This window comes from Aerococcus kribbianus (assembly GCF_026805545.1).
Taxonomy (GTDB): Bacteria; Bacillota; Bacilli; order Lactobacillales; family Aerococcaceae; genus Aerococcus; species Aerococcus kribbianus.
Genome location: NZ_JAPRFR010000001.1, coordinates 799,222 through 824,583 on the forward strand (window position 1 = coordinate 799,222; position 25,362 = coordinate 824,583).

The 25,362-nt window shown below is 41.2% G+C and carries 26 protein-coding genes; 6 read left to right on the plus strand and 20 right to left on the minus strand.

Going from position 1 to position 25,362, the window contains the following annotated elements; all coding sequences use genetic code 11:
• Positions 1-957, plus strand: coding sequence for a glutathione S-transferase family protein (locus OW157_RS03750; protein WP_268751997.1), 957 nt, complete (start codon positions 1-3; stop codon positions 955-957).
• Positions 958-1,087: 130 nt separating this feature from the next.
• On the opposite strand, the gene OW157_RS03755 is transcribed toward OW157_RS03750, so the two are convergent.
• From OW157_RS03755 to OW157_RS03810, 12 genes are all read right to left on the minus strand, one after another.
• The gene (locus OW157_RS03755; RefSeq protein ID WP_268751998.1) at positions 1,088-3,271 is read right to left on the minus strand and encodes a PTS sugar transporter subunit IIABC; all 2,184 of its coding nucleotides are present in this window, start codon (positions 3,269-3,271) and stop codon (positions 1,088-1,090) included.
• Between the two features lie 200 nt (positions 3,272-3,471).
• Entirely contained in the window at positions 3,472-4,125 is a 654-nt protein-coding gene (gene nth / locus OW157_RS03760; protein ID WP_268751999.1) for an endonuclease III, read from the minus strand.
• 17 nt (positions 4,126-4,142) lie between these two features.
• Complete coding sequence (locus OW157_RS03765) at positions 4,143-4,661, minus strand: hypothetical protein (protein ID WP_268752000.1); 519 nt, start codon at positions 4,659-4,661, stop codon at positions 4,143-4,145.
• Positions 4,661-5,233: a HutD family protein gene (locus tag OW157_RS03770; RefSeq protein ID WP_268752001.1), complete on the minus strand. Its 573-nt coding sequence runs from the start codon at positions 5,231-5,233 to the stop codon at positions 4,661-4,663. The genes OW157_RS03765 and OW157_RS03770 overlap by 1 nt, the downstream gene beginning before the upstream one ends.
• Before the next feature lie 764 nt (positions 5,234-5,997).
• A complete protein-coding gene (locus OW157_RS03775) occupies positions 5,998-6,708 on the minus strand; it encodes an LrgB family protein (protein WP_268752002.1) in 711 nt (236 codons plus the stop codon).
• Between the two features lies 1 nt (position 6,709).
• Positions 6,710-7,090, minus strand: a complete 381-nt coding sequence (locus OW157_RS03780) for a CidA/LrgA family protein (protein WP_268752003.1) — start codon at positions 7,088-7,090, stop codon at positions 6,710-6,712.
• Positions 7,091-7,240: 150 nt separating this feature from the next.
• The gene (locus tag OW157_RS03785; protein WP_268752004.1) at positions 7,241-7,597 is read right to left on the minus strand and encodes a DUF2628 domain-containing protein; all 357 of its coding nucleotides are present in this window, start codon (positions 7,595-7,597) and stop codon (positions 7,241-7,243) included.
• 100 nt (positions 7,598-7,697) lie between these two features.
• A complete protein-coding gene (locus OW157_RS03790) occupies positions 7,698-8,261 on the minus strand; it encodes a sugar O-acetyltransferase (protein WP_268752005.1) in 564 nt (187 codons plus the stop codon).
• A 326-nt stretch (positions 8,262-8,587) separates the two neighbouring features.
• A complete protein-coding gene (locus OW157_RS03795; protein WP_268752006.1) occupies positions 8,588-9,109 on the minus strand; it encodes an HdeD family acid-resistance protein in 522 nt (173 codons plus the stop codon).
• 260 nt (positions 9,110-9,369) lie between these two features.
• On the minus strand, positions 9,370-9,972 hold the full coding sequence (locus OW157_RS03800; protein ID WP_268752007.1) for a CadD family cadmium resistance transporter: 603 nt from the start codon (positions 9,970-9,972) through the stop codon (positions 9,370-9,372).
• Positions 9,973-10,306: 334 nt separating this feature from the next.
• A complete protein-coding gene (gene rlmD / locus OW157_RS03805) occupies positions 10,307-11,719 on the minus strand; it encodes a 23S rRNA (uracil(1939)-C(5))-methyltransferase RlmD (protein WP_268752008.1) in 1,413 nt (470 codons plus the stop codon).
• 33 nt (positions 11,720-11,752) lie between these two features.
• Positions 11,753-12,562: a Cof-type HAD-IIB family hydrolase gene (locus OW157_RS03810; RefSeq protein WP_268752009.1), complete on the minus strand. Its 810-nt coding sequence runs from the start codon at positions 12,560-12,562 to the stop codon at positions 11,753-11,755.
• A gap of 104 nt (positions 12,563-12,666) precedes the next feature.
• Between OW157_RS03810 and OW157_RS03815 the strand changes: the two genes are divergently transcribed.
• Positions 12,667-13,569: a diacylglycerol/lipid kinase family protein gene (locus OW157_RS03815; RefSeq protein WP_268752010.1), complete on the plus strand. Its 903-nt coding sequence runs from the start codon at positions 12,667-12,669 to the stop codon at positions 13,567-13,569.
• 50 nt (positions 13,570-13,619) lie between these two features.
• Here OW157_RS03815 and OW157_RS03820 read toward each other — a convergent pair whose 3' ends face one another.
• A complete protein-coding gene (locus OW157_RS03820) occupies positions 13,620-14,765 on the minus strand; it encodes an alanyl-tRNA editing protein (protein WP_268752011.1) in 1,146 nt (381 codons plus the stop codon).
• 36 nt (positions 14,766-14,801) lie between these two features.
• Positions 14,802-15,296 (minus strand): phosphatase PAP2 family protein, encoded by a 495-nt coding sequence (locus tag OW157_RS03825; protein WP_268752012.1) that lies wholly within the window; start codon positions 15,294-15,296, stop codon positions 14,802-14,804.
• Between the two features lie 138 nt (positions 15,297-15,434).
• Here OW157_RS03825 and OW157_RS03830 point away from each other — a divergent pair, with 138 nt between their 5' ends.
• Positions 15,435-15,965 (plus strand): LOG family protein, encoded by a 531-nt coding sequence (locus OW157_RS03830; protein WP_268752013.1) that lies wholly within the window; start codon positions 15,435-15,437, stop codon positions 15,963-15,965.
• Between the two features lie 48 nt (positions 15,966-16,013).
• On the opposite strand, the gene OW157_RS03835 is transcribed toward OW157_RS03830, so the two are convergent.
• The 3 genes from OW157_RS03835 to OW157_RS03845 all read right to left on the minus strand — a co-directional run bounded on the left by OW157_RS03835 (position 16,014) and on the right by OW157_RS03845 (position 19,823).
• On the minus strand, positions 16,014-16,547 hold the full coding sequence (locus OW157_RS03835; protein WP_268752014.1) for a hypothetical protein: 534 nt from the start codon (positions 16,545-16,547) through the stop codon (positions 16,014-16,016).
• A gap of 543 nt (positions 16,548-17,090) precedes the next feature.
• Positions 17,091-18,350 carry a YkvI family membrane protein gene (locus tag OW157_RS03840; protein ID WP_268752015.1) on the minus strand — a complete coding sequence of 420 codons (1,260 nt, stop codon included), beginning with the start codon at positions 18,348-18,350 and terminating at the stop codon, positions 17,091-17,093.
• 222 nt (positions 18,351-18,572) lie between these two features.
• Positions 18,573-19,823: a YkvI family membrane protein gene (locus OW157_RS03845; protein WP_268752016.1), complete on the minus strand. Its 1,251-nt coding sequence runs from the start codon at positions 19,821-19,823 to the stop codon at positions 18,573-18,575.
• A 323-nt stretch (positions 19,824-20,146) separates the two neighbouring features.
• Between OW157_RS03845 and OW157_RS03850 the strand changes: the two genes are divergently transcribed.
• The 3 genes from OW157_RS03850 (at position 20,147) to brnQ (ending at position 23,267) form a co-directional block, all read left to right on the plus strand.
• A complete protein-coding gene (locus OW157_RS03850; protein WP_268752017.1) occupies positions 20,147-21,139 on the plus strand; it encodes a biotin--[acetyl-CoA-carboxylase] ligase in 993 nt (330 codons plus the stop codon).
• A gap of 78 nt (positions 21,140-21,217) precedes the next feature.
• The gene (locus tag OW157_RS03855) at positions 21,218-21,766 is read left to right on the plus strand and encodes a biotin transporter BioY (protein ID WP_268752018.1); all 549 of its coding nucleotides are present in this window, start codon (positions 21,218-21,220) and stop codon (positions 21,764-21,766) included.
• Positions 21,767-21,944: 178 nt separating this feature from the next.
• On the plus strand, positions 21,945-23,267 hold the full coding sequence (gene brnQ / locus OW157_RS03860) for a branched-chain amino acid transport system II carrier protein (RefSeq protein WP_268752019.1): 1,323 nt from the start codon (positions 21,945-21,947) through the stop codon (positions 23,265-23,267).
• A gap of 61 nt (positions 23,268-23,328) precedes the next feature.
• Here brnQ and OW157_RS03865 read toward each other — a convergent pair whose 3' ends face one another.
• From OW157_RS03865 to OW157_RS03875, 3 genes are read right to left on the minus strand one after another with little or no spacing between them, the layout of a single operon-like run.
• Positions 23,329-23,634 (minus strand): DUF4298 domain-containing protein, encoded by a 306-nt coding sequence (locus tag OW157_RS03865; RefSeq protein WP_268752020.1) that lies wholly within the window; start codon positions 23,632-23,634, stop codon positions 23,329-23,331.
• Positions 23,635-23,657: 23 nt separating this feature from the next.
• On the minus strand, positions 23,658-24,080 hold the full coding sequence (locus OW157_RS03870) for a peptide-methionine (S)-S-oxide reductase (protein ID WP_268752021.1): 423 nt from the start codon (positions 24,078-24,080) through the stop codon (positions 23,658-23,660).
• A gap of 3 nt (positions 24,081-24,083) precedes the next feature.
• Entirely contained in the window at positions 24,084-25,070 is a 987-nt protein-coding gene (locus OW157_RS03875) for an alpha/beta hydrolase (RefSeq protein WP_268752022.1), read from the minus strand.
• Between the last annotated feature and the right edge of the window lie 292 nt (positions 25,071-25,362).

A 25,362-nucleotide genomic window follows, 5' to 3' on the forward strand; every position in this document is an offset into this window, starting at 1 on the left:
ATGGGTTTACTTGTTGACGGTAACTGGCAAGACAAATGGTACGACACTAAAAGCACAGGGGGACGCTTCGTCCGTAAAGAGTCCCAATTCCGTAACTGGATCACTAAAGATGGCCAAGCAGGGCCAAGCGGAGAAGCTGGTTTCAAAGCAGAAAAAGGACGCTACCATCTCTATATCTCGCTCGCCTGTCCTTGGGCTAGTCGTGTCCTTATGGTGAGAGCACTCAAAGGATTAGAAGATATGATTTCTCTATCGATCGTCCACCCACATATGTTAGAAAATGGTTGGACTTTTGCTGATTATCCAGGTGTCATTAAGGACCCAGTCATCGACGCTGACTACTTACACCAAATTTATACTCATGTTGATCCTCACTATACTGGACGAGTAACGGTTCCTGTCCTTTACGACTTAGAAAAAGATACTATTGTAAACAACGAATCTTCTGATATCATTCGTATGTTTAATGAAGCTTTCGATGACTTGGGTGCCAAAGACGGTAACTTCTATCCTGAAGAATTACAAGCTGAAATTGATGAAATCAATGACTATGTTTACCCTAATATCAATAACGGGGTCTACAAAACAGGTTTCGCAACCAAACAAGAGGTTTACGAAGAAGAGGTTAACAATGTCTTCACTGCCTTAGATAAATTAGAAGAACGTTTAGAAGACAAGGATTATTTAGTAGGTAACCAATTCACTGAAGCCGACATTCGTCTCTTCACTACTTTGATTCGTTTCGACAAGGTTTACTTTGGCCACTTCAAATGCAATATCCGCCAATTAGTGGACTACCCTAACTTATGGGAATACACACGGCGAATTTATAATATGGATGGGGTCAAAGAAACCGTCAATTTTGACCATATCCAACAACACTACTATTACAGCCACGATACCATCAACCCTAACGGTATTGTTCCAGTCGGACCAGAGCTAGATTTATCATTATAAATCTAGTTGTTCCAACATTATGACAGGTATAAAATTACGGCTACAATGAATGACTGGCAATCACAAAAAGATAAAAAAGCAGGCGAGCTCATCAATCGAGCTGGCCTGCTTTTTTATTAATTATTTATTTTTACTTTAGATTAACATCACCAATTTTATCATGGCCATTAACATCTTTTTGCGCTTCAATCAAAGTTTGGTTAACTTTTTCACTGGAGTTAGTAAAGACCACAATGACATCAGTTATTTTTCCTTGGTCCTTAATATAGTTAAGATCCATATCAGCTAAGACATCGCCAACTTCAACTTGATCGCCTTCTGCCACATGGACAGTAAAGCCTTGGCCTTCCAATTGAACTGTATCAATCCCCATATGTAAGAGGATTTCTAAGCCTTCAGCGGTCTCAAGTCCAATAGCATGTTTAGAATCCATGACCATTTTCACCTCACCAGCCATAGGAGCTAGAATTTGACCTTGGCTAGGTTCTAAGGCAAAACCTTGGCCCATAATACCAGCAGAGAAGACATCATCCTCCACATCCGCTAAGGCTTTAATATTTCCTTGGCCAGGAGCGAAAACTTCAACTAATTGACCGTCATCATCGCTTGTCTTAGTCGTCTCAGCCTGGTCTTCTTCTGATACTTGGTTAGGCACTACTTGATCACTACTTGCTTGAGCATTAGCCGGTGCCTTGCCATCAGAAATCAACTCATCAATAGAAGACTTCACGTTAGGTACCTTGGTGCCATAAACGACTTGCACATTGCTACCATTAACCACTGTAGCAGCTGAACCCGTTGTCTTTAACAGGCCTTCATCCACTAATTTACCGTCTTTTACTTGGACCCGCAAACGAGTGGCACAGTTAGTAAAGGAATCTAAGTTTTCTGTTCCTCCTAAGGCAGAAACAATCCGATAAGCACGTTGTTCTTTCTCTGTTAAGTCATCGTAGTCGCCACCTGCAAAGGCAGTTTCAGCAACCGCCACATCATCTTCACGACCAGGGACTTTCCAATCAAATTTTTGCACACCCCAGGTAAAGATAAGGTAATACAAGACCGCATAAACTAATCCTAATAATAAGACTGGAATCCAATGAGTGATTGGGTTACCTGGTAAGATTCCAAAGAGGAAGAAATCGATAACCCCACCAGAGAAGGTTAATACAACTCCAGCCCCAAATAGATAAACTAAGACGGCAGAAATTCCGTACATCACACAGTGTAAGCCATAGTATAGGGTAGGAGAAGCAAAAACGAAAGCAAACTCAATTGGCTCAGTAATCCCGGTAGCGAAACAAGTCAAAGCAGAAGAAGTATAGAAACCTTTTACATCTGCTTGACGTTCTGGTTTAGCTTGACGATAGAGCGCCGCACAGGCAGCTGGAATCCCAAATAACATGACCGGGAACATATAAGCGAAGTGGGCAGCGGCATGAGGATCAATGGGTTGACCAGCAGCTAATTGCGCAAAAACGATATTTTGAGCACCCACTACAGTTTGTCCATTGATAACCGCAGTTCCCCCAATGGCTGTTTGCCAGAAAGGTAAATAGAAAACATGGTGCAAACCTAATGGAATCAAGGAACGATAGATGTAAGCATAAAGGAAAATACCCAAAACACCCAGACCAGAAATAATGCCTCCTAGTGAAGAGAAAGCATAAGAAATTAATGGCCAAACAAAAGCCATAATAATCCCAATAGCAATAGCAGCTAAGGACGCAGCAATAGGAATAAAGTGAGTGCCTCCAAAGAAGGAGAGGGCTTCAGGTAATTCAATATTATAGTATTTATTATGTAAGTAAGAAACCGTCACCCCTAAAACAATCCCACCAAGAACACCAAGATTCATGGTGTTTTCAAAACCAAGATAGTTGGAGATTAACCCTTGGACTTGGCTCAAAGCTTCTACATCACGGAAGTTATTCACCGTCGATGTTAAGGTAGCATACATTACAAAATATCCAATAATAGCAGACAAGGCAGCGGTTCCTTGTTCCCGCTTAGCCATTCCAAACGCGACAGAAATTCCGAATAAAAGTCCTAAGTTTCCGAAAATAACATCCCCAGCATCAGCTAATACTGATAGGAAACCATACAGGAAGGTTGACTCATTCAGAATCCCTTGTAAATTATACATTTCAATAACGGTTGGGTTGGTAAATGAAGACCCAATTCCTAACAGAATACCAGCTAATGGCAAAATAGAAATTGGCAACATAAAGGTCTGTCCCAATTTTTGTAAGTAGCCAAAAACGGGATTTTGACCGGCTTCTTCACGCAACTCAGCCTTAGTTTGTGCCTTTGACATAAAGCAATCCTCCTAATTTTTTGATCCCCAATAGAATCTTAATAACAAACAGCTTAATTATAGCAGAGGCTAGGAAATTGTGAAAGCAAAAAATAACCACTGACTTGGCGGTTTTTTAAACACTATCAAAAATACGACTCTGCCAAACTCCCATTATCAGGAGCTTGACAGAGTCGTTAATTATCTTCTTAGTGAAATCACTAATTTTCTTGCTGCTTCGCCATAACCGCATGGAGACGATCTAAACATTCTTGATGGTCGTGCTTACGAGCCACGCATTGGTAGCGGCCAAAATGAAGGATAGACAAATGGGCCTGGCGCCACATATTTTCTGGTAATTTTTCTGTCATTATTTTCTCAATTTTATTGGGATTAGCAGATTCTGGCACCATATTGAAGCGTTTAGTGACACGAGCAATATGAGTATCCACCGGGAAACTTGCTTGGCTAAAGCCCACTCCTAATACCACATTGGCTGTTTTCCGCCCGACCCCAGGCAGACTAGTCAAGTCAGTCAAATTATCCGGAACTTGGCCCGAAAAATCATTGACTAAGCTCTCAGCAGTGGCTTGTAGAAACTTGGCCTTATTACGGTATAGGCCAATGGTTTTTATCTTATCAGCAATGGCTTCTGGACTCGCTTTTTGCATGTCTTCAGGCGTTGGGTAAGCTTTAAACAAGGCAGGTGTTACCTTATTTACTGCTTTATCAGTGGTTTGCGCAGAGAGCATGACCGCACATAACAATTCAAAATGATTATGATAATCCAAATCTGAATCAGATTGCGGATACAAGGCAATCATAGCTTCCACGTAGGCCTGACATTCTTCAGCCGACAATAAATCTTCCGCCATACTCATTCCTCCTTTAGTTAGACGTAATCTTCTGGTAATTGATCGAGTTTATTTTGATAGCGTTGAATCATTTGCTCCTTTTGTTTGATTAACTGACTGTAACCCGCTGCCAAAGCGTCAAAATCGTCCATGAAATCAATCGACTCTTTTTGAAAGGCCATGTCTTGGTCGACTAGTTCATGATCCAGCTCATTAGCAATCGCATCTAAAACGGCTTTAATCTGCACTTTGATTCGTTCTGTGCGTTGGTCATCTAGAGCCTTAATTTGGTCTAATTGTCCTAATACCTGTCGAAAGGATAAGTGCCGATGCATATGGCCATCAATGACCCAGCAATATTCTTTCTCAAAGGGTGAAATCCCAGGGCATTGGCCATAAATTTGATAATAGCCATCATATATCGCGTAGGTATTGGGGTTAATTTCCGGTAGAAAAGTCCGTTTCAATTTAAAGGTAGGGTCTTCACCAGTGATTTCTGCTACCCATTTCTTACCGTCCTTATCACCATGAAGGGTTAAATATTGGGGTTCTTGCATTATTTATTGACTCCTAATCCCTTAATAGCAATCAAAATTGCGGTCTGACCAGCCTTCATAGTCACAGAAAGTTTTTCTTCAACCGCCCAAACAGCAGCCATGGACGCTAAGCGCAACTTTTCTGTTTCTACTTCTAAATCCACAGCATCTTGGTTAGGATTAAAGATAAAATAAGCCTGGTCTGATTGTAATTGTACTTGGTCTCCGGCCAGTAAAATTTCATTGTCAATACTTATTGGACTTTGATAAATAACATTGAAATCACGACACTGTCCCTCAGACACTGTCTTAGCCTCCCCAGGGAAATAATGATAGGCTAGTTGCGGCAAATCAAGTGGCTCATCTTGGCCCACTTGTAAACGAATCTCTCCCTGTAAAATTTGTAGAAAACGTTGATAACCAGAAAAATCAGAAAACTCTGACCGCTCCACATTGACCGTTGCTGACGAGATGCGGCATTGAAAATTACGCTGGCCCAATTCAGCTTGGGGGGGATAAATGAATAATTCCGTGGTTTCGCCCCCAGTCCACGTATTGTGTTTATAATCTGCAGCCGTTAAATACTTAAGCATAACCCTTCCTCCTCAATTGACCATTTGTTTAAGCTGTGTTGACTGCCTATATTTTAGCACTTTATTCAGAAAAAAGAAGAGGATGAGATGAAATGCGGGAGCTTTGAGCTGTTGGAAATTAGGGTGTGATGAAAAGCGGTAGGACGGAATCGTTGGAGCAAAAGACTGCAGATAGCGACTAGCTATCAAGGTCTTTTGGGAAACGCATGTCAGTCCTGCTTTTCAGAACCCGACTGTGAGGATGAGATGAAATGCGGGAGCTCCGAGCTGTTGGACTAAAGAGTGACGGATAAGAGAAACTTATCCAAACCTCTTTAGGAAACAGTCGAAGGAGCTGCATTTCAGAACTCGACTATAAGGATGAGATGAAAAACGGTTAGCCCCAAAGGATTTGTCTGAAAATGGGAAGTATTCGCAGAATACTGACTCATTGGCAGAAAATACTGATGGGGCTGTTTTTCAGAACTCGACTAAAGGGTGCGACAAAAGTCGTTAAGAACTGAAGCCTTGGACTAAAACTCGAAAGATGGCAAACAGCCATCAGAGAGCTTTAGGAAAGGCAGTCTGTTCTGACTTTTGAAGCCCGACTAAAAGGATGTGAGTCAATCGCGGTAAGGGTGAGAGATTTACTCCAATAGACAAAGGATATGAACTTAAATCTTTTAGACTATTGGACAAATATCCGAAACTCTTGCTTTTGCAATCTCAACTAAAAGATAATATAAAAAGGCTGGGATTTTTCCCAACCTCTCTTATACGCGTTATTAACCAAAAAAGAAAGCCGTCAAAGGTAGTGTTAGTGGTGCCAGTGCAACGACAATCAAACCAGTCACAACAATTGTTAAACCAGACATTGCCCCTTGGACTTCACCCATTTGAATGGCAATGGTGGTTCCCATCCCATGGGCAGAGCTTCCCATGGCAACACCTTGGGCAACTGGATCATTAATATTAAAAATGCGGTAAACATGTTCACCAATAACTGCTCCGATAACCCCGGTAAAAATAACAATCGCCACAGTCATCGGCACGATACCACCTAATGATTCGGAAATTCCCATTGCAATAGCGGTTGTAATCGATTTAGGAATCAAAGTCCCTACCATCTCAGGACCAAAATTAAATACGAAAGCAAATAGATAAATTAAAGCCGTATGGAAAATAACACCTGAGAAAATACCAATTAAAATAGCTTGGTAATTTTGTTTAAGATAGTCGAAGTTTTTCTCCAATTTTACAGCCAAGGAAACAGTTGCAGGGGTAATAAATAAGCTTAAATAGTGGCCTCCTTCTTGGTAAGTTTCCAAGGGAACACCCGTTAATAGTAAGATAAGAATTAACACCACAATAGCAAAAACCAAAGGAACAAATAGTGGGTTATTGGGCCAACGTTTCTGCAATTTACCTGATAAGAGGTAAAGCCCAATTGTTAACGAAAGCCATAACATTGGTGTTTCTAATAATTGTGCTAACATTTTAAGCCTCCCCCTCTTCATTTGACTTGTTATTAAATTTAGGCATTAAAAACTGAACCAAACGCCCCACAAAAATCATCATTAAGGCAGTGGCCACAAACATAATAATAATTAATTGCCACCAGATATCTTTTAATAAACCAAATTGCGCCATTAAACCGACTCCAGATGGTACAAAGAAAATTGCCATATTAGCTGAAACCCATGTGGCGACTTCATCGACCTGTTCCATTTTTATCCATTTAAAGTGTAAAGCAAAGAAAAACAAAACCATTCCTATCACTGAGCCAGGAATCGCAACAAAAGGCTCAATCAAAATTGACAATCCCGTCCCAATAGCAGAAAACAAAAACAACCAAAATAGCTGGCTAAAAATTTTCATAGACTCTCCCTCAATTTCTTTTTTTATTAACTTGTTAATAATAGCACAAAAAAACAGTTCATGGAACGCTTTCCACAAACTGCTCTCAAAATTTAGCCTAAAAAATAAGTGTTAATTCTAAACAGAAAAAGCTTCTACCGCAAAATTCACTCAGGAGTAACTACGAAATTCTGAGACATAACTTTCTAATCTCGCTTGGGTATCATGGTCTACGCCTTGATAACCTTTATTCATTAGATCGTTGATGTAGACTTTGTTATAAAATAAAGCCAAGACGACATTAATAGCCAAACTCAATGAATCAGAATCAAGGATAGAAGCTAAAGCATACTGAACAACCGCAATTATGAGTGCCCATTTCCAATCTCTTCTAAATAGGGGCACAAAAAAGCCAAAAAAGAAAGTGGTCCAAGAAAACCCTGCTTTTACTAGTTTCAGTCTCTTATCTCCCCGAGGATTAAGTACCATTAAGGCATTTTTTCCTGGAGCCATTTTTCCAAATTCCATGAAATCACCCTTCTTTTGAATTGTATGGTAAAATTTTATGCTTCTATTTTACCATAGCTGATAAAAGAAAAAACCATAGCTATAAAACAAGCTTGTTTTTTTATTGGGTGATTGTTTTAATCACTCGACAAGGCACTCCTGCTGCCACAACATTGGCAGGAATATCTTTACTGACGACTGAACCACCGGCAATGACAGCACCATCCCCAATCGTCACTCCGGGCATCACGTTCACATTAGCGCCCAACCAAACATTATTTCCAATGGTAATAGGGAGCGCTTGTTCTAAACCTTGATTACGTCGCTGATAATCTAACGGATGGCTGGCCGTATATAATCCTGTAAAAGGGCCCACAAAGACATTATCACCCAAGGAAATCTTACCCCCATCCATAAAATAGCAATTAACATTGACGAAACAATCCTTGCCAAAGCTTATATTTTTACCATAATCGCAGGTAAAAGGACTCAGTAATTCTAAATTTTCTGCTTCTTGTCCCAACAATTTATTTAGGACTTTTTGGCGGTCTTCAACTTGGCTAGGGGCTAACTGATTTAAAGCAAAGCACAAATCTTGGGCTTGTCGTCTAGTTGTTACTAATTCTTGATCATAATTAGCATCATACCATTGACCCGCTAACATTTTATCCTTTTCTGATGGCATGGTGGTTTCCTCCACTTCTTAATCTGTTTATGCCTATTATAAAGAAAAGACATTTACTTGTATAGACAAGTTTTTAGCACGAAAAAAGGTGCGACATAAGTCATTAAGAACAGACTACTCGCAGCAAAACTCGAAAGATAGCGCATCGCCATCAGAGTAGTTTGGGAAAAGGAGTCTGTTTTGACTTTCATCGCACCCTGTTTAGTCGGGTTCTGAAAAACAGCCCCATCAGTATTTTCTGCAAATGAATCAGTATTCTGCGAATACTTCCCATTTTCAGATAAATCCTTTGGGGCTAACCGCTTTTGCTCACATCTTTTTTATCATTAAAATGCAATAATAATATGGGTAATAGCAGCTAATATAAAGAAGGCGCCGACTAAGACTTCAAGGGTTAAGAGCGCACCCAATGGATTGAAGACTAGCACTACTGCCATGATTAAGCCTAAAATACCCACTAACATTTGTAACCAGAAACGTCCCTTACTCCATGACCGCCAAGCAAAGCTAGACATAATCAGTCCAACTGCCTCAACTACAAACCATAAGGCAAAGAGCATAGGAATCGCCACTAAGCCTACCCATTGATTAAACAAGAGTAATAAACCTAGAATAATATCAACGATCCCGAAGAAGACTAACCAACCAGAACCTCGGCCTGTCCATTCTTTCATCGTATCACGCATGGTAATATTCAATACTCCGGAAATGATCCAGCCAATACCAATGAGTACCGACAACCATAGTGTCGCTAGTAAAGGATTGTTAAAAACTACAATACCTGCTAAAAGATATAAAATCCCAATAATTAAGTGTTGCCAGGAAAAACCTTTGTTATTATCTACCATAAAGCACTCCTCCTATCCTTTATTAACTCTCAGTGTAACATGTAAAAAGATAGAGGTGAAATGATATGGCGACAAAAAGTGCAAAGTATATACGAGTAGAAAAGAATTTTAGCATCCCTTGATAAAACTGTTGAAGCTTTAAAAGTATTTATACTACCACCGTCACTTAGTAATCAAATGGTCTGTAACATAAGTTATAAGTGGTGTTAAACAATCTAAATCCACAAAGTTAACTCTACTCCCATTTGGCATTGATAATTTTAGGCAATCAATGACCAAAGATGTTGAATTGTGCTATTCTCTAACATTATATAAATGCCCAAGCCGATAAAGACGACTGGCACAATAATTTTTTCGTAGCGTTCAACCAACTCGTCTATTAAAGAAAATAAAGCTAAGCGTTGAGATAAATAACATAAAATGAAAATGCCTAAGATAAACATAATAATTACAATCATTACTTCTTGGAGAGACATTCCAGTAAAATAAGGAATATAAATTCCCAAATTATCTCCACCTAAGGCAATGGTCAGGGCCACCACACTTGCGATTTCAGACTGACTATGTGAGAACCTTTCTTCCAAGGCTTCTTCATCCACATCTTCATCAACAAAGATAGCCCGAATCCCCAGAGTAAAAGGAATTAAACCCAGCAATCCGATGATCCAATCCTGTGGAATAAAATTCAAAAAGTAGGCCGCAATGAGACTAAAGCCAACTAAAAGACCCGTTCCGATATATTGACCAATATAAATCGCTTTTTGTTTTCCTTTATTCATAGTTGAAAACAAAATCGTTAAAACAAGCAAATAATCAATCGACGTCGATATAAAGACCAAAATAGACGATATAATTATCTCCATAAGCATCTCCCTTCAAAAGCTACCTTCTCTATTTATAATATAACAAATTAGGATATTTGAAACGATGGTTCCTATATTCAGATAACAATACTATTATAAAGACTCAACCGACCTCCAAATACCTATTGCTTCTTTATTGCTCCAAAATAGCTGCTATCAAAAATTAGCCATCACTTATAAAAGAGGGTTCCAGACACTCACATAAGGCCTAGAAACCCCTTAAAAATTATTTTTTCATTTTACTTTTTCCATTATCTACTCTCACGTTACAAAGCTGACTCTGTTTTCCGCATACTCTATCCAGAAATCTTATACAACTAGGACATAGCATAACTTACTTCTTTCGAACGGACTCAAGCAATACCACTGTCTCCACATGCACCGTATGCGGGAATTGGTCAATGGGTTGGATTTTTTTGATTTCGTAACCGAAGTCTCGCAACCAACGCAAGTCTAGTGACAAACTTTTGGGACTACAAGAAATATAAAGAACCCGAGGGCTGCCAAATCGTCCAATGGCCCGCATTAATTTACCACCGGCACCAGACCGAGGAGGATTTAAAATCAATAAATCAGGCACTTGGTCGCTGTCTTTAAGGGCTTCTAACCCTTTACGGGCATCAGAAACAAAGAAGTTGGTATTATTTAGATCTGCTTTACGGGCATTTTCTCGAGCCGACAAGATCGAATTCTCCACAATTTCAATACCTGTCAAAGCCTTGGCTCGTTTAGCAAAAGGTAAGGAGAAGGTGCCCATCCCACAGAAGAGGTCAAGAACGGTCATTGTAGCGTCCACGGCTGCTACTTTTAAGGCCGTTTGCACCATCTTTTCTGCCTGGATGGGATTGACTTGGAAGAAGGTATCATATTTGATTTGGTAGTCAAAACCATTCAATTGGTCATTGATATAATCGTGCCCATACAGAACTTCTAGGGAATCCGTCTGTACTTGGTCCGAAATATCGGTATTTTCAATCCAAATGAGACTAGCTACTTGCGGATAGGTTGTAGTCAGTCGGTCAATCAGAGCTCGGCGACACTCTTGCTCTAGGGCTGACGCTTTGTCATTGGCAAAGATCACCACCATTAGCTCATTGTTAGCAAAGGACTTGCGCAGGCGCAACTTACGTAAGAGGCCAGTGTGACTAGCTTTATCATAACCTGACAACTGGTAGTCGGCTTGCCATTGGGAGACCAAATATTTTATTTCCACCATTTCCTTTGGAGCAATAATCGAATCTTTTAAATCAATAATTCGTTTATAATTGCTTTGCTGGTGCATCCCTAGTTCCCCATTAGGACCAAAAGTCAATTCCATTTTATTACGATAGCGGTCGGGAGTCGTCATACCAATAATCGGTTGGATTAAACTGGTATCAAAATTGCCTTCCGCTAAATTATCGGCGACCAAGTGAGTCTTATAAGCTAATTGTGCCCGGTAGGTCATAAATTGGAGAGGAACGCCCCCTGGTGGGGCTGCTTTGGGATCTAAGTCCAAATTGCGTTGGGGGCTAGCTTCTAATAATTCATCAAAATCAATAGTGGCACGACGACGTCCCTTCGCATTAGGCACCGTCACCCGTACAAGGTCCCCCGGCACCACATTAGGAATATAGAGATTGAGTCGCTTACCAAGATTCCCAGTAGTCGGTGGATGGGTATAACGAGCATAGCCATAGCCTTTGGGATCAATTTTTCGTATTCTGACATCTAATACTTCAGTTGGTGTGATTTTTTTCTTGCCCATTATCGTCATCCTTTATTATTGTCACTCATTTTCCTAAGCTTGTTTGGCTAGTAAGCTTTCAATGGCATTGAGGACGCCTTCTTCTTGGTTGGAGTCTGTTGTAAATTTAGCAGCTTGCTTGGCTTCAGCACTCGCATTTTCCATGGCAAAAGAATGGTCGGCTAATTTAAGCATCTCGACATCATTACCGCCATCGCCAAATGTCACTAATTCTGAGGGGTTCAAGTCATAACGGTCTAGTAAGTATTCTAGGGCTGTACCCTTATTAACATCATGGCGCATAATATCAATATTCCCATGACCACTGGTAACTGCGGCTACTTGATTCCCAAGAAGACTGTTAAGGTCGGCAAGAATATTTTGCGTTTTTTCTTCATCAGTATTAAAGGAAAATTTCAATAAGTCATCTTCTGGTAAATGGTCAAAATTTGCCACTTCTTTGATCCGATGGAAGTACTTAGCAAACATTGTCTTGCTTTCAGCAGTGGCTTCTTGCCATATATAAGCTGACTGGACCCCACCAATAAGTAATTGATCATAAAAGTGATGGTCCTTTAGATAGTCCAAGGTCACTCTTACGGTTTCTTGGGACAGAGGACCCGTCTGCAACACTTTACCTTGCTCCGCTATAAAGGCCCCATTTTCTCCGACAATAGTCAGCTCCTCCTTTTGATTAGGGAAGAAGCTTTGAATTTGGTAAAATTGGTTGCCTGAAATCGGGACAAAATAAATATTTTGAGCCTGCATTTGTGCATATAGGTCCGCAAAACGGTCACGGTTATAATCGTTGGTCTCTTTAAGGAAAGTACCATCCATATCTGTTGCAATCATTTTAATTGTCATAGGTTGCCTCCTATAAATATAGTAGTTTTATTCGTAAATGAAGCAAAAATGTTTTACACTTAAGTTAAGAAAATAAACATGGTTTGAGAAAGTAGGTTTTGAAAATGAAACAAGCTATGGTTGTTGTTAACCCCTCCTCTGGTAAGGAAAGTGGCCCTGACTATACTAGTAAACTCATCCAAGTGATTATGGACCAGTATGATACCGTCACCATTAAACAAACTCGCGGCGACGGTGACGCCCAAGCCTTTGCCCAAGAAAGTGCTGAGCAAGGCTATGACGCACTATACCTAGTAGGAGGAGACGGGACCATTAATGAGGGAATCAATGGGATTGCCAACCAAGACCATCGTCCTGTCGTTGGGCTAGTTCCCTTGGGGACAGTAAATAACGCCTCATCTATGCTTGGTTTCGCTAAAAATTATGACCAAGCCATCCAACAATTTGCTGATGTTAAAACGCGTAAAATGGACATTGGCCAAGTCAACGATAGTTACTTTGTTTCTAGTGTAGTCACCGGTGTATTAGCGGCTTCTGTTAAAGATGTCAGTGCAGAGAGCAAAACCCAGCTGGGGCCCTTTGCCTATATCCAAGAATCCTTATCCGCTTTTGGCGATGACTCAGCTACTGACTTTAGCATAAGTATTGATGGTGAGGAAAGTCAAGCCCAGTTAAGTTTGATTGTTGTTTCAGTGGGTAATGCCCTGTTACGTTTACAAAATCTCTTTCCTGAAGCTAGTATTGATGACGGCTGCCTGAACTTAGTCGCTCTTGAAGCCACTAATTTAGGTGAGAAAATGGGCCTCATCTCACAAGTTTTAACGACAGGTGTTCAAAACTCTGAAAAACTAGACTACATTCGTTGTCATTCCTGCCAAATCAAAGCACTCAAGGAAGACAAAGATCATGGTGCTATCGTTGATGGCGACTTTGGCCCTGAACTCCCACTCGACATCAAAGTCCTTCCCCAACATATTGAAGTCTTCGTTCCTAACGAAGCCTTTTAGTAACCCCCTTGGCTCATTGCAGCCAAGGGTTTTCTTATTCAGCTAAAATTTTATTGGCTAATGATTTCTGCCAGTAAATTTTTTAGTTCTTGGCGGCTAGCCAGATTAGTGCGACCGGTAACTACCTTAGGCGATCCACCGCCAGAGACATTATCCACTCGCGATTTAAGGGTATCGAAATAGTGACGAGCCTGACCTTGGGACGAGATGATTGCAAATTGGAAGCCTTCTTGGCTCGCTGTGACCAAGGCCAGGTCAAACTGAGCTTTTTGTCCCAAGATTTGAGCTAAGCCACCGATATCAGTTCCCGATTGGTTTTCTTGGTCTGAATTGACAGGGAAATCATTCACCACTTGACCTTGAGCTAAAATTTCTTGTGCTTGGTAGGCATGCAATTCTTTGGTCAAGGCTTTGATAGTTTTCTTCTGCGCTTTTTTATTAGCCACTAGCTCCGCCGTCTTGGCCACTAAGTCGTTGCTACCAATGTCTAATTGTTTCCCTAAGTCTGATAAAATTTGATAACTTTCTTCAAGCGCTTGGGCGACTACCCCTTCTACAGCAATCCGAATACGAGTCGTTCCTTTTTTTCCTTTCTCTAAGCCTAAGATGGCGAAGGAATGAATCTGGCCCGTATGATTAACATGGGGCGTGCCACAGGGTTGGCTATTATAATCGCCAATATGAACTAAACGCAAGCAATCAAATTGTTGGTAAAAGGGATTAGGATAATCAGCAGCTGATTGGTAGGTAAAGCTTACTGGTACCTCTTCACGAATGACTCTATTGACAAAGTCTTCCACCGCCCCTAAGTCATCAACAGAAACAGACTCTTGGTCGATTTCATACCACTGATGGTCAGGATTCGCATGAACAGCAGTAACCTTAATCCCTAAGTCTTCATAGTAACCATCCAAGAGGTGGAAAGTTGTTTGCACAGCCGTATTAATGGCCCGAGTCTTAGGATCCACTACCATTTTAATAGGATCAGTTAATTCAGCATCCACTCGGTGGCCTAGACGATCGCCGTCCCATTTCAAATCCAAAACTTCATGGCCATTAATCGTCCCTTGGTCACTTTCTTGTCCGCCCTTTTCACCATAAAAAACAGTATCAGCAAAATAATAGTAACCCTCTTGGTAATCGCTTATTTGCGTTTCCAGATTAAGATCCAAATAATTATCGTAATGTTTATTCATCTTGGTCATCCTTTCAAATAAATAACGACGTGAAAATTAATACAACAAAGTCATAAAATAAGCTAAAATCAGGGATACTAGGACATCAGAAGGATAATGGACACCCGAAACGACACGACATTTGGCCAATAGCACAGTCAAAACTAAATACACCATGCCCCAAATAGGATAAAGGCTAAAGATAGTTAAAGAAATTAAAGCAGAAGAAAAGACATGTTTACTAGGCATAGAGTCCCTTTTGCCCTTACGTGAAATCAACGCTTCAATCCCCTCAATTTCATAGGGACGCGGCCGGGCAATTAGCCATCGTAATAAACTTACTAATAGTAGGCCTCCAGCCGGTACCAAGACATACAAAAACCAAGTCCAATTTATGCCCTTCTGCCAAGCCGACAAAATTAGAAAAAAAGGATAAGATACATACATTAGGCGGGTAATTGTTTGATTTAAAGTGCGTAAAACAGCGCACGCCCTTTGCGAGTGTCGGAATGGACGGCTAATGCGGCGGTAAAATTCTTGGTAGTTTGACATAAACAGACTCCTTATGAGCTAAACATATCAGATAGGACCTTAGCAAGGGGATACAATAACGAGAAGTGAAGTCATGAATTGTTTTTTCTTATTATATCCCGTATAATGTTAGCGATTCAAGAACAGAAGGTGAATAAGATGAAATTTGCAGTTTATTGTGGGGCCGCTAGTGGTAACCAGTCAATCTATCAAGAGCAAGCCCAAGCACTAGGCCAATGGTTAGCCAAAAATAATCACGAGCTCGTATATGGCGGCGGTAATGTGGGCTTAATGGGCGCCTTAGCGGATGCTTGTTTGCATCATGGTGGCCGGGTAACTGGGGTTATGCCTGATTTTCTTATTGAGCGTGAAATCGCCCATGATGAAATCAGTGAATTTATTTGTGTCGATTCTATGTCCAGTCGCAAGCAAACCATGATTGATCGCGCTGATGTCTGTATCGCCTTGCCTGGAGGTCCAGGCACCTTAGAAGAAATTGTTGAAGCCATTTCTTGGGCTCGGCTAGGACAAACTTCCAACCCTTGTCTTTTTCTAAATATTAACGGTTACTATGATGGTCTACAAAACTTTTTCCAACATATGGTAGGAGAAGGTTTCCTTAGCCAAGATGATTTCTCGCGCATTGGTTTTGTTAACACCATTGAAGCTATCCCTAGCTTCCTCGACTAGGTTGAGTCGGATACAATCCGCCCCTATAAACATGATCAAACCCTTTACTCATAAACAATAATCTGCAAAGAGGGCTAGAAATTCAGCTTTTACATCGTTAAAAGGCTCGACTTGACAAGTATGGTCCCTTAATAATAATTGATAATCCTGGTCCTTTGCTTCCGGCATTAATTGTTGAAATTCCAAAGACAACATCTGATTATCAATGGCTTTAACTTGGTTGTATTCTTCGTTAGTTAACAAGCGGCCCAGAAAATGTTGGTAAATAGTAGATTGCAACTTCCCTTCCCATTGCAAGTATTGGGGCAAATGCTGCTTCAAGGGACAGCTAATATCGGCCATATAGGCTTCACTAGCATCATGCAAAAGGCAGGCTAATACCACAACCTGACTATGGTCACGACAAATGGCTTCTCGGGCACAAGCGATAGAATGTTGGGCCACAGAATAGAAGAGGCAGGTATGGCCATTTGCTCGACAGAGGAAGGTCAATCCATGAGCAATATCTTCAATGTCAATTAACTCAGGATTAACAGTCTCCAAGTCGAAGTGTTTCCCTGATTGGGTCGTCATTTTCGTCATAAATATCCTCGTCTCTCATTCATTAATAAACAACTCTCATTATTAATAAACCATACCGGAAAATCAATTGTGACTCAACAAACAGGGTGCGACAAAAGTCGTTAAGAACAGAAGCCTTAGACTAAAACGTGAAAGATGGCAAACGGCCATCAGAGAGTTTTAGGAAAGGCAGTCTGTTCTGACTTTGGGAACCCGACTAAAAGGATGTGAGCAAAAGCGGTAAGGGATGGACCATATCGGAAAGAGGCCAAAAATGGTGAAAGCTATTTTGAGGACTCATTCAGAAATGGACGCCGGCCCTGCGATTGCGAGCTCGACTAAAAGGGTGCGATGAAAAGCGTTAGGACGGAATCGTTGGACCAAAAGGCTGTAGATAGCGACTAGCTATCAAAGACTTTTGGGAAACGAACGTCAGCCCTGCTTTTCAGAACCCGACTAGAAGGATGTGAGCCAATCGCGGTAAGGGACGAGCTAAAGATAATTATTCATATAAAGCAAAAAGGCTGGGACAAAATTCCCAGCCTTTTCGTAATATACGCCCATTTATTCTTCTGTATCATCTAAGTTTTCTACGACTTCTTCTAATTCTTCCACGATACTATTATCATCTCCATAAGAATCAGCCGCCAATTTGTCTAAATGTTTAGCATCTTTAGCAGTGAAATCTTTGTTATCATCAGCCCGCTTTAAGAGTAGAGCGAAAAGTTTACCGCGTACCCCTTTTTCTTGAGCGATATGTTTACGGGCACCATAGAAGGCAATAGCAATCGTCAATAATAAGAGGATTCCGATATAACCCAGTAATGGATACATTACGGCGACTAACTCAGTGAAACCAAATAAACTCAATAGGAGGGCCACCACCACGATAATGGGCATTACTTTCTTAAATTTATTATCGTCTTCACCAGCAATCCGTTTTCCTAATGAATAACAAACTGAAAAACCAGTATTGAAAATCATTCCAAAAATGACAATAAACATCACCAAACCAAGGTATGGATTGATGTCGGTCATAAAGGTGAGCATTGGAATTGGATCATTACCAATCACATCAATCTTAGAAAAGATCAAAATCGTCGTAATTAAAGAGATTACGCCTACGAAGAAGCCCCCTAAAACACCACCACGTTCAGCATTGGAAATCCCAACAATTTGTCCACCTAAAACAAATAACATTGATGTACCAGTCATCAAGCACATGGCTAAATAATTAATCACTGATAAAGAAATATTAGGTAAAGTCGTTGGTAGGGCTTCTGCTTGAGCAAACATTGCCGTCCAATTCACATCAGGACCAGTCACTACTGTCACCAAACCAATCAATAGCATAATTAAAATAATTGGTGTAAAAATCCCTAAGGCAGCAGTTACCTTGTCAAAATCCATATAGGATACGGCTAAAATTAAAGCAGCACAAATCAATGAGCCTACCCAAGCAGGGGTTCCAAATTGTGCTTGCAGGTTAGATCCTGCTCCCGCAACCATTACAAAGGACATAACAAAACAACAGAAAACTAAAGACCAGTCTAAAATCTTAGCAATCCAAGTATGTGACACATCCTCAAATACTTCCATATGGCTCTCTGATTGATAGAGCGACCCTAAAGATAAAATCCATTTCCCGAAAAGCATAAACAAAACAGAAATAGCAATGGCGCCAAAAATTCCGGTATAGCCAAAGCTCACAAAGTACTGAACGATTTCCCGTCCAGTTGCCAAACCTGCACCAGTAACAATTCCAACATAGGCAAAGGCAATACTCAAAGTCTTGTTAAATGATAAGAGTTTCGTATTATTCACAATTTCTCCCTCTCTGTAATATTAAATTGTTTCTATCGATTGTTTCCACACAACCATAACACTTCCATTCTACTGATAAATAGAGTAAAAATCTAGTACATTTTTTGTGCATACCTGAACAAAAGCTTAAGGCTAGGCTCTGCCCAAATAAATTTCCAATCTTAAGAAGTATTATATAGAAAGAAAAAAAGAGTGGGACTTTTGTCACACCCTTTTATTAAATTAATCTTCGCGATGAATAAATTGGCGGATACTTTGCATGATGCGTTGGGGGTTAGCTACGGAAGCTGAAAGTAACTGACTCAGCTTATCTTTATCCCTTGATGAGAGGTCCCCCTTACCATTACGATAAGGTGCAATAATTGCATACAATTCATTACGTACCGTTTTTTCCTGGTTAATTTGTCTTTTATTGAGTAACCAGGCCACAGCAATGGTGACTAATAAAGCCATGCCCACATAACCCAAAACAGGATACATAAAGGCTACCAAATCAGTAAAGCCAACAAAACTAAGGATATAAGCCAGAGTAACGATGATTATAATTACTTGGTGGAAACGGCGTTGACTCCCATTAGCCGCGCGTCTGGCCATCGCATAACACACAGAGATCCCCGAATTAAAAATCATCCCGAAAATTACCACACACATCACTAGACCAAGTAAGGGATGAATGCCAGTCATAAAGGCAAGCATAGGGACATCCGCTCCAGCGATCTGGTCAATTTTGGCATACAGGATCACTGAAGCCAAGCTAGAAACGATTCCTGTTAAGAGTCCTCCTAATAGTCCCCCTTTTTGCGCATTATCCAACCCAATAATATTCCCCCCTAAGACAAAGAGCATAGACGCCGAACTCATTAAACATAAGGCAAAGTAATTGATTGTCGATAAGGTGATATTAGGCAGGGAGGTGGGTACTGCGCTCGCATAAGCAAATTGTGCTGACCAATTAATCGGGTCCCCTGCCAAAATATAAATCAAACCAATCAATAACATAATCAGTATTAAGGGGGTAAACATCCCTAGGGCAGCCGTCACTTTGTTGAAATCCATGTAGGACACCCCAATAATGGCCAAGGCACAGACCAAAGACCCCAACCAAGCCGGTATAAAGGCAAATTGTTGGTGAAGGTTGGCCCCCGCACCTGCAATTAAAACAAAACTCATTACCAAGCAGGCGAAAACTAAGGACCAATCTAATAATTTAGCGACAAAAGGATTGGACATCGCCCCCAAGGCCTCCATGTGATGGTCAGCCTGATAATAAGACCCAAAGGACAGAATCCATTTCGCAAACAGCATATGTAAAATAGTGATGGCAGCTAGACCCGCTAAACCAATGGCACCAAAACTCACAAAATATTGGAGCATTTCCCGTCCTGTGGCTAAACCAGCTCCCGTTAAGATACCCACATAAGCAAAGGCAATACTCATAATCTGATTAATCGACTGTATTCGTCTTCCTGACATTTTCTTATCTCCTAATAATTACTGTGACCAAAAGGCCAAGTAAAAAGCATAATTTTATCGCTTGCTCCAAAGCCTTGTAAACAAGCTAAGCTGTCCTAATCTAAACAGACAAGGCTCAACTGTTCTAGTTTAGCAAATTGCTAGGCGCAAAACAATTCTTTGCTGTAATTATATAGGTAAGAAAATCACCTTACCGAAGCCCTAAGATAACTGCTATTCAGTGGATTGTTTATTCACTGTTTTTTTCGTCAACTAAAATAGATATTCGGTTGACCACCCTGCCGTACGGCTCTATAATAAAACTATCATATAGGAGGATCACCATGTTAGAAGAAGAATTATTACACTATTTAATGCAGAATGACCAGGGGCTTAGCGGCCCGCAACTTGCTGATTATTTTAAGGTATCGCGCAATGCTATTTGGAAGGCTTGCGAAAACTTACGCCAACAAGGCTATACTATTTCATCGTCACGAGCCGGCTATCGCTTAACGGCTTGTCGTACTGATTTGGATCCCAAACAAATCCGTTACTACTTAGCTAACTGGCCCGATTTAAAAGTTATGGTCAATGATGTGGTAGATTCTACCAACAACCAGGCTAAAACTTATCTCAGCCAAAATCCAGATAGCCAAGCCCTGTTTATTGCCAAGAAACAAACGGCAGGGCGTGGCCGCTATGGACGTCAGTTTACTTCTGACTTGGCTCATGGCATTTATCTTTCCCTGGCGATTCCACCTCACAGCCAAAACCCAGATGACATCCCTCTCTATACCTTATTAACAGCCACCGCCCTTACCGAAGTCTTGGCTAAATATGTCGCCTCGCCTAATCAATTAAAAATTAAATGGATCAATGATCTCTTTTATCAAGGACGTAAAGTCGTCGGCATCTTATGTGAGGCCATCGCTGATATTGAAAGTCAGTCCATTGAGCAGCTCGTTATTGGCTGTGGACTTAACCTAGCGGGCGATTTCAACCAGGCCAGTCCCGATGTGCAAAAAGTGGCCGGTACCCTCTTTGGTAGTGACCTGCCAGAGGGGTTTAACCTCAATCAATTTATTGCTGAGCTGGTCAATAGAATTGCCTATTACCATGAAAATTTAGCAGATAAGCACTTTCTAACTAACTACCAAAAGCATCTAATGGGCATTGGTCAGGTGGTCGATTTTGAATACGACGGGAAATTGAACCGCGGAAAAATTTTGGGGATCAATGACTCTGGCCATTTACGTATCCAAGCGAGTGACGGGCAAGTATTAACCTTCAGCAAGGATAATCTTCACCTATCGAGTCAGCAGTTTGCCCATGATTAAGCTCATATTACCTGCAAAACTCTGCTTTTCTTATTTACTGTAAACAAAAACCAATCGTTAATCAAAGGAGTGTCAATGATGTCTACCCGCAAACTTACCCTTATGGCCTTATTACTAGCTACTCTAATTGTTTGTTCCCAACTCGCCATCCCTCTCGGTCCCGTGCCAATTACCATGCAAACCTTTGCTGTCTTAGTGATTGGACTAATCTTACCCGCTAAAGAGGCTGGCCTAGTTACTATAGTCTACTTATTGGCCGGATTAGTGGGCTTGCCAGTCTTCTCCCAAGGTTCAGGCGGACCTGCAAGTATCCTATCGCCATCATTTGGCTTTATAATCGGCTACATTCCTGCCGCTTATCTCTGCCAGCACGTCAAAAACTATGCTGTGCGTTCCAGCTGGCCTGGGCCGCAAGCTTGGGCTTGCTTAGTGGCTTCCTTAATTATCTACTTGTTTGGGGTGTCTTATTTTATCTTCGCTAGTCAATTTATAATGGACGCACCAGTCAGCATCGGCCGCGCCCTAAGCCTCACCATGTTACCCTTCATCCCTGGTGACATCATCAAAGCTGTCATGGCCATCACCGTCAGCCATGCCCTCAAACCTATTATTAGAAAATTTGTCTAAATTAAAATGAAGTTATTGCAAAGACACGCACTCATAAAGGGGGCGTGTCTTCACTTTTTTTAATCTTTCTTGGCCGTTGTAATTTGTCACACTCTTTTTTATTTTCACTCTTTCTCATCATTTCTTAATGTGGTATGATTAATCCCATATTTATAAGTCTTGAGGAAGTTGGAAAATTATGACTATTAAAAAACAAGATATTATCGTTTGTGGATTTGCTTTATTTGCTATATTTTTTGGGGCTGGGAACTTAATCTTTCCTCCTTATTTAGGTGTCATTGCTGGTGACTCATGGTTGACTGCCGCCTTGGCTTTCATCTTATCGGATCCCTTCTTCCCTATTTTGGGGGTCTTAGTCACCATCTCTCTAGGTGGTCGGGCGGATGACTTGGGATGGCGCATTCATCCTAATTTCGCCAAAACCTTATCTGCCATCGCTATCCTACTCATTGGACCGCTATTCTCGGTACCTCGGACGGGAGCTACGACCCATGAAATTTTGGTTGCATCCTTCTTTCCCGAGAGCCCGCAGTGGGTCACTTCGTTGATTTTCTTTGGCATCACGGCCTACATCGCGATTAATCCGAGTAAGGTAGTCGATGCCATTGGTAAATATTTAACACCGGCCCTCCTACTAATCCTTGCTGTCGTAAGTATTGCTGCTATTGTCAATCCTCCAACAGCACCCGTGGCCAGCCAAGTTGACCATATCTTTTCCTTAAGTTTCAAAGAGGGTTACCAAACTATGGATGCCTTGGGTGCACCTTTGATGGCCGGAATTGTAGTCACCGATTTGACTCGCCGCGGTTATACGAAACGTGAAGACCAAGTCAAAGCTGGTCGCTGGGTAGGACTATTGGCCTTTGTTCTTCTTGCCTTGGTTTACGGCGCATTAACCTTTGCGGGTGCTCATGTCTCAGCCTACTTCGGTCCTGACCACGACCGCACTCTTATTCTAATTGAGATGGTCGATATGCTCCTAGGATCATCAGGTCGTTTGGCGATGGGGATTTGTGTGGCCTTAGCTTGTTTAACCACAGCAGTTGGCCTGACGTCAGTCTTTGCTAGCTACTTCTACGGCCTAGTCAACAAACGGATTTCTTACGCTAGCCTAGTCATCATTGCTGCAGTGGTGGAATTTACTATTTCTCTATTTGGAGTCAACCAAATTATCAATATTGCCGTCCCGGTCCTATCCGCCATTTATCCGATTATTATGACACTGATTCTCTTTTCAATCTTTGATAAGAAAATTCGTTACCGGGAAACCTATATTGGAGCCGTTATCGGTGCTGGATTAATCGGTTTTATCCAAGCCATTAACCTCTTCGGTCAGATGACTAGTCTCAATCTCTTACCACACATTGCAGCCTTCACCTACCAACTGCCTTTCAACCAAGTGGCCTTTGAATGGTTGCTGCCATCACTATTGTTAGCCGCCGTCTTTACCCTATATGCTTATTGGAAGAAACCTGAGCAACACTTGATCTCAAATCATTAAAGTTTACGCCATTTTTTCAAAATAAAAAGCAGCTAAGTCCTGAACTTAGCTGCTTTTTCCTTTAATAATTTTTTACCAACTCGGTCCCTAATTCCAAGAGACGAATAGCCAATTGGTATTGGTCACCCATAAGATCATAAACAGCATCTTCGCTAAGGACACCACGAGGGAGATCAGCCGGTAAATCGCCTTGGGCATCAGCTGATAGATCCGCAAAATAGGCCTCGCTATTATAGTAGGTCTTCAGTTTTTGATAGTCCTCTTGTAAGGCTTCATAATGGTCTAAGACCTGGTTGACTTGAGCGAGCAAGTCAGTTTGTTGGTTCAAAATTTCTTCCATTTTTTTAATTTCGGCTGGGCTTGACATCGTCATTCCTTCTTTCCATATTTTTAGTGGCGAATCAACGAAATTTGTTTAACAGAGCATCCGGAATGGCACACAAATAATGGTCTTCTGGCCTCCGTAATTTGGTCAGCATCTTCACGAGCATCAATAAAAGCTTGGGCTTGGGCCAATACGGCTGGGTCTTCACTATAAATGCCAGTACGATATTTAGGCCCCACATCAGGCCCTTGCTGATTTATAGCATAAGGATCAATAATCGTAAAAAATTCCGTCAGTAAGTTTTCCATGGATAAGTGATCTTGGTCGTAAACGACATAAACACACTCAACATAGCCATCATAGGGTGCTTCCAAAGTTTGCGTCGTTCCATTCGCTCGACCCGCTTCAGTAGAGGTCACACCTGGTAGACTAGACAAGAAATGTTGAACTCCCCATAAACAGCCACCAGCTAAATAAAGCTCTGCCATAAATTATTCCTCCTTGTCGCCTTGCGGGGCATAATAATGGTCACAGGCGTAGATAAAATGATTAAGTAATCGTTTAGCCGCTTTTTGTGATTGCGGTGATGACGGCCATAAAATATCAAAGCCATGGAAACACCACGGATAAACATCATAATCTGCTGGCACTCCGGTTGCGATTAAACGCTCCATAAAGGAAATAATCCCATCATAGAAGGGTTCGATTGTCCCTAAATAGGTATAGGTTGGTGGCAGGTTATGGTAATCATCCAAACGAATGGGTGAGGCATAATAGGAAATGGTTTGACTGCCATACGCCTCACCTAAATACAAGGCCCAAACCAATTGACTCACTTTAATCATCCAAGTCGGTGTTCGCTGTCGCATGGGGGTTAAGGCACGCAGCATTTGATCGTCAATCATTGGATACAAGGGCATCTGGAAGGCAATTTTTACCTGTCCTAAATCGCGAGCTGCAATCACTAAGGCCAATGCCAAAGATCCGCCCGCACTATTACCTCCCACCATTATCTGGTCTGAGCGAGCATTTAAATAATCCGTCTGATGCTTGATCCATAACAAGGTCGCATAGGCATCCTCTATGGCAGCAGGATACCCTTCTTTAGTTGATAGAGTATAGGCAGGGGCCACAATGGTGCAGTCTCGGGCTGCAATAAATTGTTTCACAAAACGTAAGTCTTGCTCTGGTACCCCTAAACTATAGCCCCCACCATGGAGCCACAAGAGGACTGGCCCCTTATTCTTGCGTTGGGCGGGTTCATAAATAGCCAAACGGATCCAACGACCTTTAGTTAACGGTGAAGAAATCAAAACTTGTCGATAGTTAATGCCTTCTGTTGTTATGAATTTACTGACCTTAAATACTTGTGTTGTCAACCGGGAAAAATCTGCCGTAAAGCGTAGAGCAAGACGCTGGTAGAGTTTATTGGGTCCCTGACGACTTGTATGTGGACCGTGATCAAAAATACTGGCCATGGCTACCGTCTCTTTCTTTCTATTCTTGCTTAAAGAATACCGCGATTGGTCACAGAATGCCAATAAAATAATTAAATTTTCCTTAATGTGTGGATGTAAAATAATTAAATTTTATGCTAAAATATATGTAACCGAATACAAGCGAACCGTTAGCGCATTTTGCCCATTTTCAGTCTTGTATCAAGAAATTAATACACTTGTCTTATCTGTCCCTCATAAAAGCCGTTTTAAGCAAGGGCTTTTTCTTTATCGACAGCTTTAATTGCTATTTTACAACTTAAAATCATGGTCT

Excerpts from the sequence above, each read along its gene's own strand:
- OW157_RS03820 (WP_268752011.1), bottom strand. The coding sequence starts at position 14,765 with ATGAATAAACATTACGATAATTATTTGGATCTTAATCTGGAAACGCAA.
- OW157_RS03815 (WP_268752010.1), top strand. The coding sequence starts at position 12,667 with ATGAAACAAGCTATGGTTGTTGTTAACCCCTCCTCTGGTAAGGAAAGT.
- brnQ (WP_268752019.1), top strand. The coding sequence starts at position 21,945 with ATGACTATTAAAAAACAAGATATTATCGTTTGTGGATTTGCTTTATTT.
- OW157_RS03755 (WP_268751998.1), bottom strand. The coding sequence starts at position 3,271 with ATGTCAAAGGCACAAACTAAGGCTGAGTTGCGTGAAGAAGCCGGTCAA.
- OW157_RS03795 (WP_268752006.1), bottom strand. The coding sequence starts at position 9,109 with ATGGTAGATAATAACAAAGGTTTTTCCTGGCAACACTTAATTATTGGG.
- OW157_RS03830 (WP_268752013.1), top strand. The coding sequence starts at position 15,435 with ATGAAATTTGCAGTTTATTGTGGGGCCGCTAGTGGTAACCAGTCAATC.
- OW157_RS03810 (WP_268752009.1), bottom strand. The coding sequence starts at position 12,562 with ATGACAATTAAAATGATTGCAACAGATATGGATGGTACTTTCCTTAAA.
- OW157_RS03765 (WP_268752000.1), bottom strand. The coding sequence starts at position 4,661 with ATGCAAGAACCCCAATATTTAACCCTTCATGGTGATAAGGACGGTAAG.
- nth (WP_268751999.1), bottom strand. The coding sequence starts at position 4,125 with ATGGCGGAAGATTTATTGTCGGCTGAAGAATGTCAGGCCTACGTGGAA.
- OW157_RS03845 (WP_268752016.1), bottom strand. The coding sequence starts at position 19,823 with ATGTCAGGAAGACGAATACAGTCGATTAATCAGATTATGAGTATTGCC.
- OW157_RS03775 (WP_268752002.1), bottom strand. The coding sequence starts at position 6,708 with ATGTTAGCACAATTATTAGAAACACCAATGTTATGGCTTTCGTTAACA.
- OW157_RS03865 (WP_268752020.1), bottom strand. The coding sequence starts at position 23,634 with ATGTCAAGCCCAGCCGAAATTAAAAAAATGGAAGAAATTTTGAACCAA.
- OW157_RS03790 (WP_268752005.1), bottom strand. The coding sequence starts at position 8,261 with ATGCCATCAGAAAAGGATAAAATGTTAGCGGGTCAATGGTATGATGCT.
- OW157_RS03875 (WP_268752022.1), bottom strand. The coding sequence starts at position 25,070 with ATGGCCAGTATTTTTGATCACGGTCCACATACAAGTCGTCAGGGACCC.
- OW157_RS03835 (WP_268752014.1), bottom strand. The coding sequence starts at position 16,547 with ATGACGAAAATGACGACCCAATCAGGGAAACACTTCGACTTGGAGACT.
- OW157_RS03825 (WP_268752012.1), bottom strand. The coding sequence starts at position 15,296 with ATGTCAAACTACCAAGAATTTTACCGCCGCATTAGCCGTCCATTCCGA.
- OW157_RS03750 (WP_268751997.1), top strand. The coding sequence starts at position 1 with ATGGGTTTACTTGTTGACGGTAACTGGCAAGACAAATGGTACGACACT.
- OW157_RS03800 (WP_268752007.1), bottom strand. The coding sequence starts at position 9,972 with ATGGAGATAATTATATCGTCTATTTTGGTCTTTATATCGACGTCGATT.
- OW157_RS03855 (WP_268752018.1), top strand. The coding sequence starts at position 21,218 with ATGTCTACCCGCAAACTTACCCTTATGGCCTTATTACTAGCTACTCTA.
- OW157_RS03770 (WP_268752001.1), bottom strand. The coding sequence starts at position 5,233 with ATGCTTAAGTATTTAACGGCTGCAGATTATAAACACAATACGTGGACT.
- rlmD (WP_268752008.1), bottom strand. The coding sequence starts at position 11,719 with ATGGGCAAGAAAAAAATCACACCAACTGAAGTATTAGATGTCAGAATA.
- OW157_RS03780 (WP_268752003.1), bottom strand. The coding sequence starts at position 7,090 with ATGAAAATTTTTAGCCAGCTATTTTGGTTGTTTTTGTTTTCTGCTATT.
- OW157_RS03850 (WP_268752017.1), top strand. The coding sequence starts at position 20,147 with ATGTTAGAAGAAGAATTATTACACTATTTAATGCAGAATGACCAGGGG.
- OW157_RS03785 (WP_268752004.1), bottom strand. The coding sequence starts at position 7,597 with ATGGAATTTGGAAAAATGGCTCCAGGAAAAAATGCCTTAATGGTACTT.
- OW157_RS03870 (WP_268752021.1), bottom strand. The coding sequence starts at position 24,080 with ATGGCAGAGCTTTATTTAGCTGGTGGCTGTTTATGGGGAGTTCAACAT.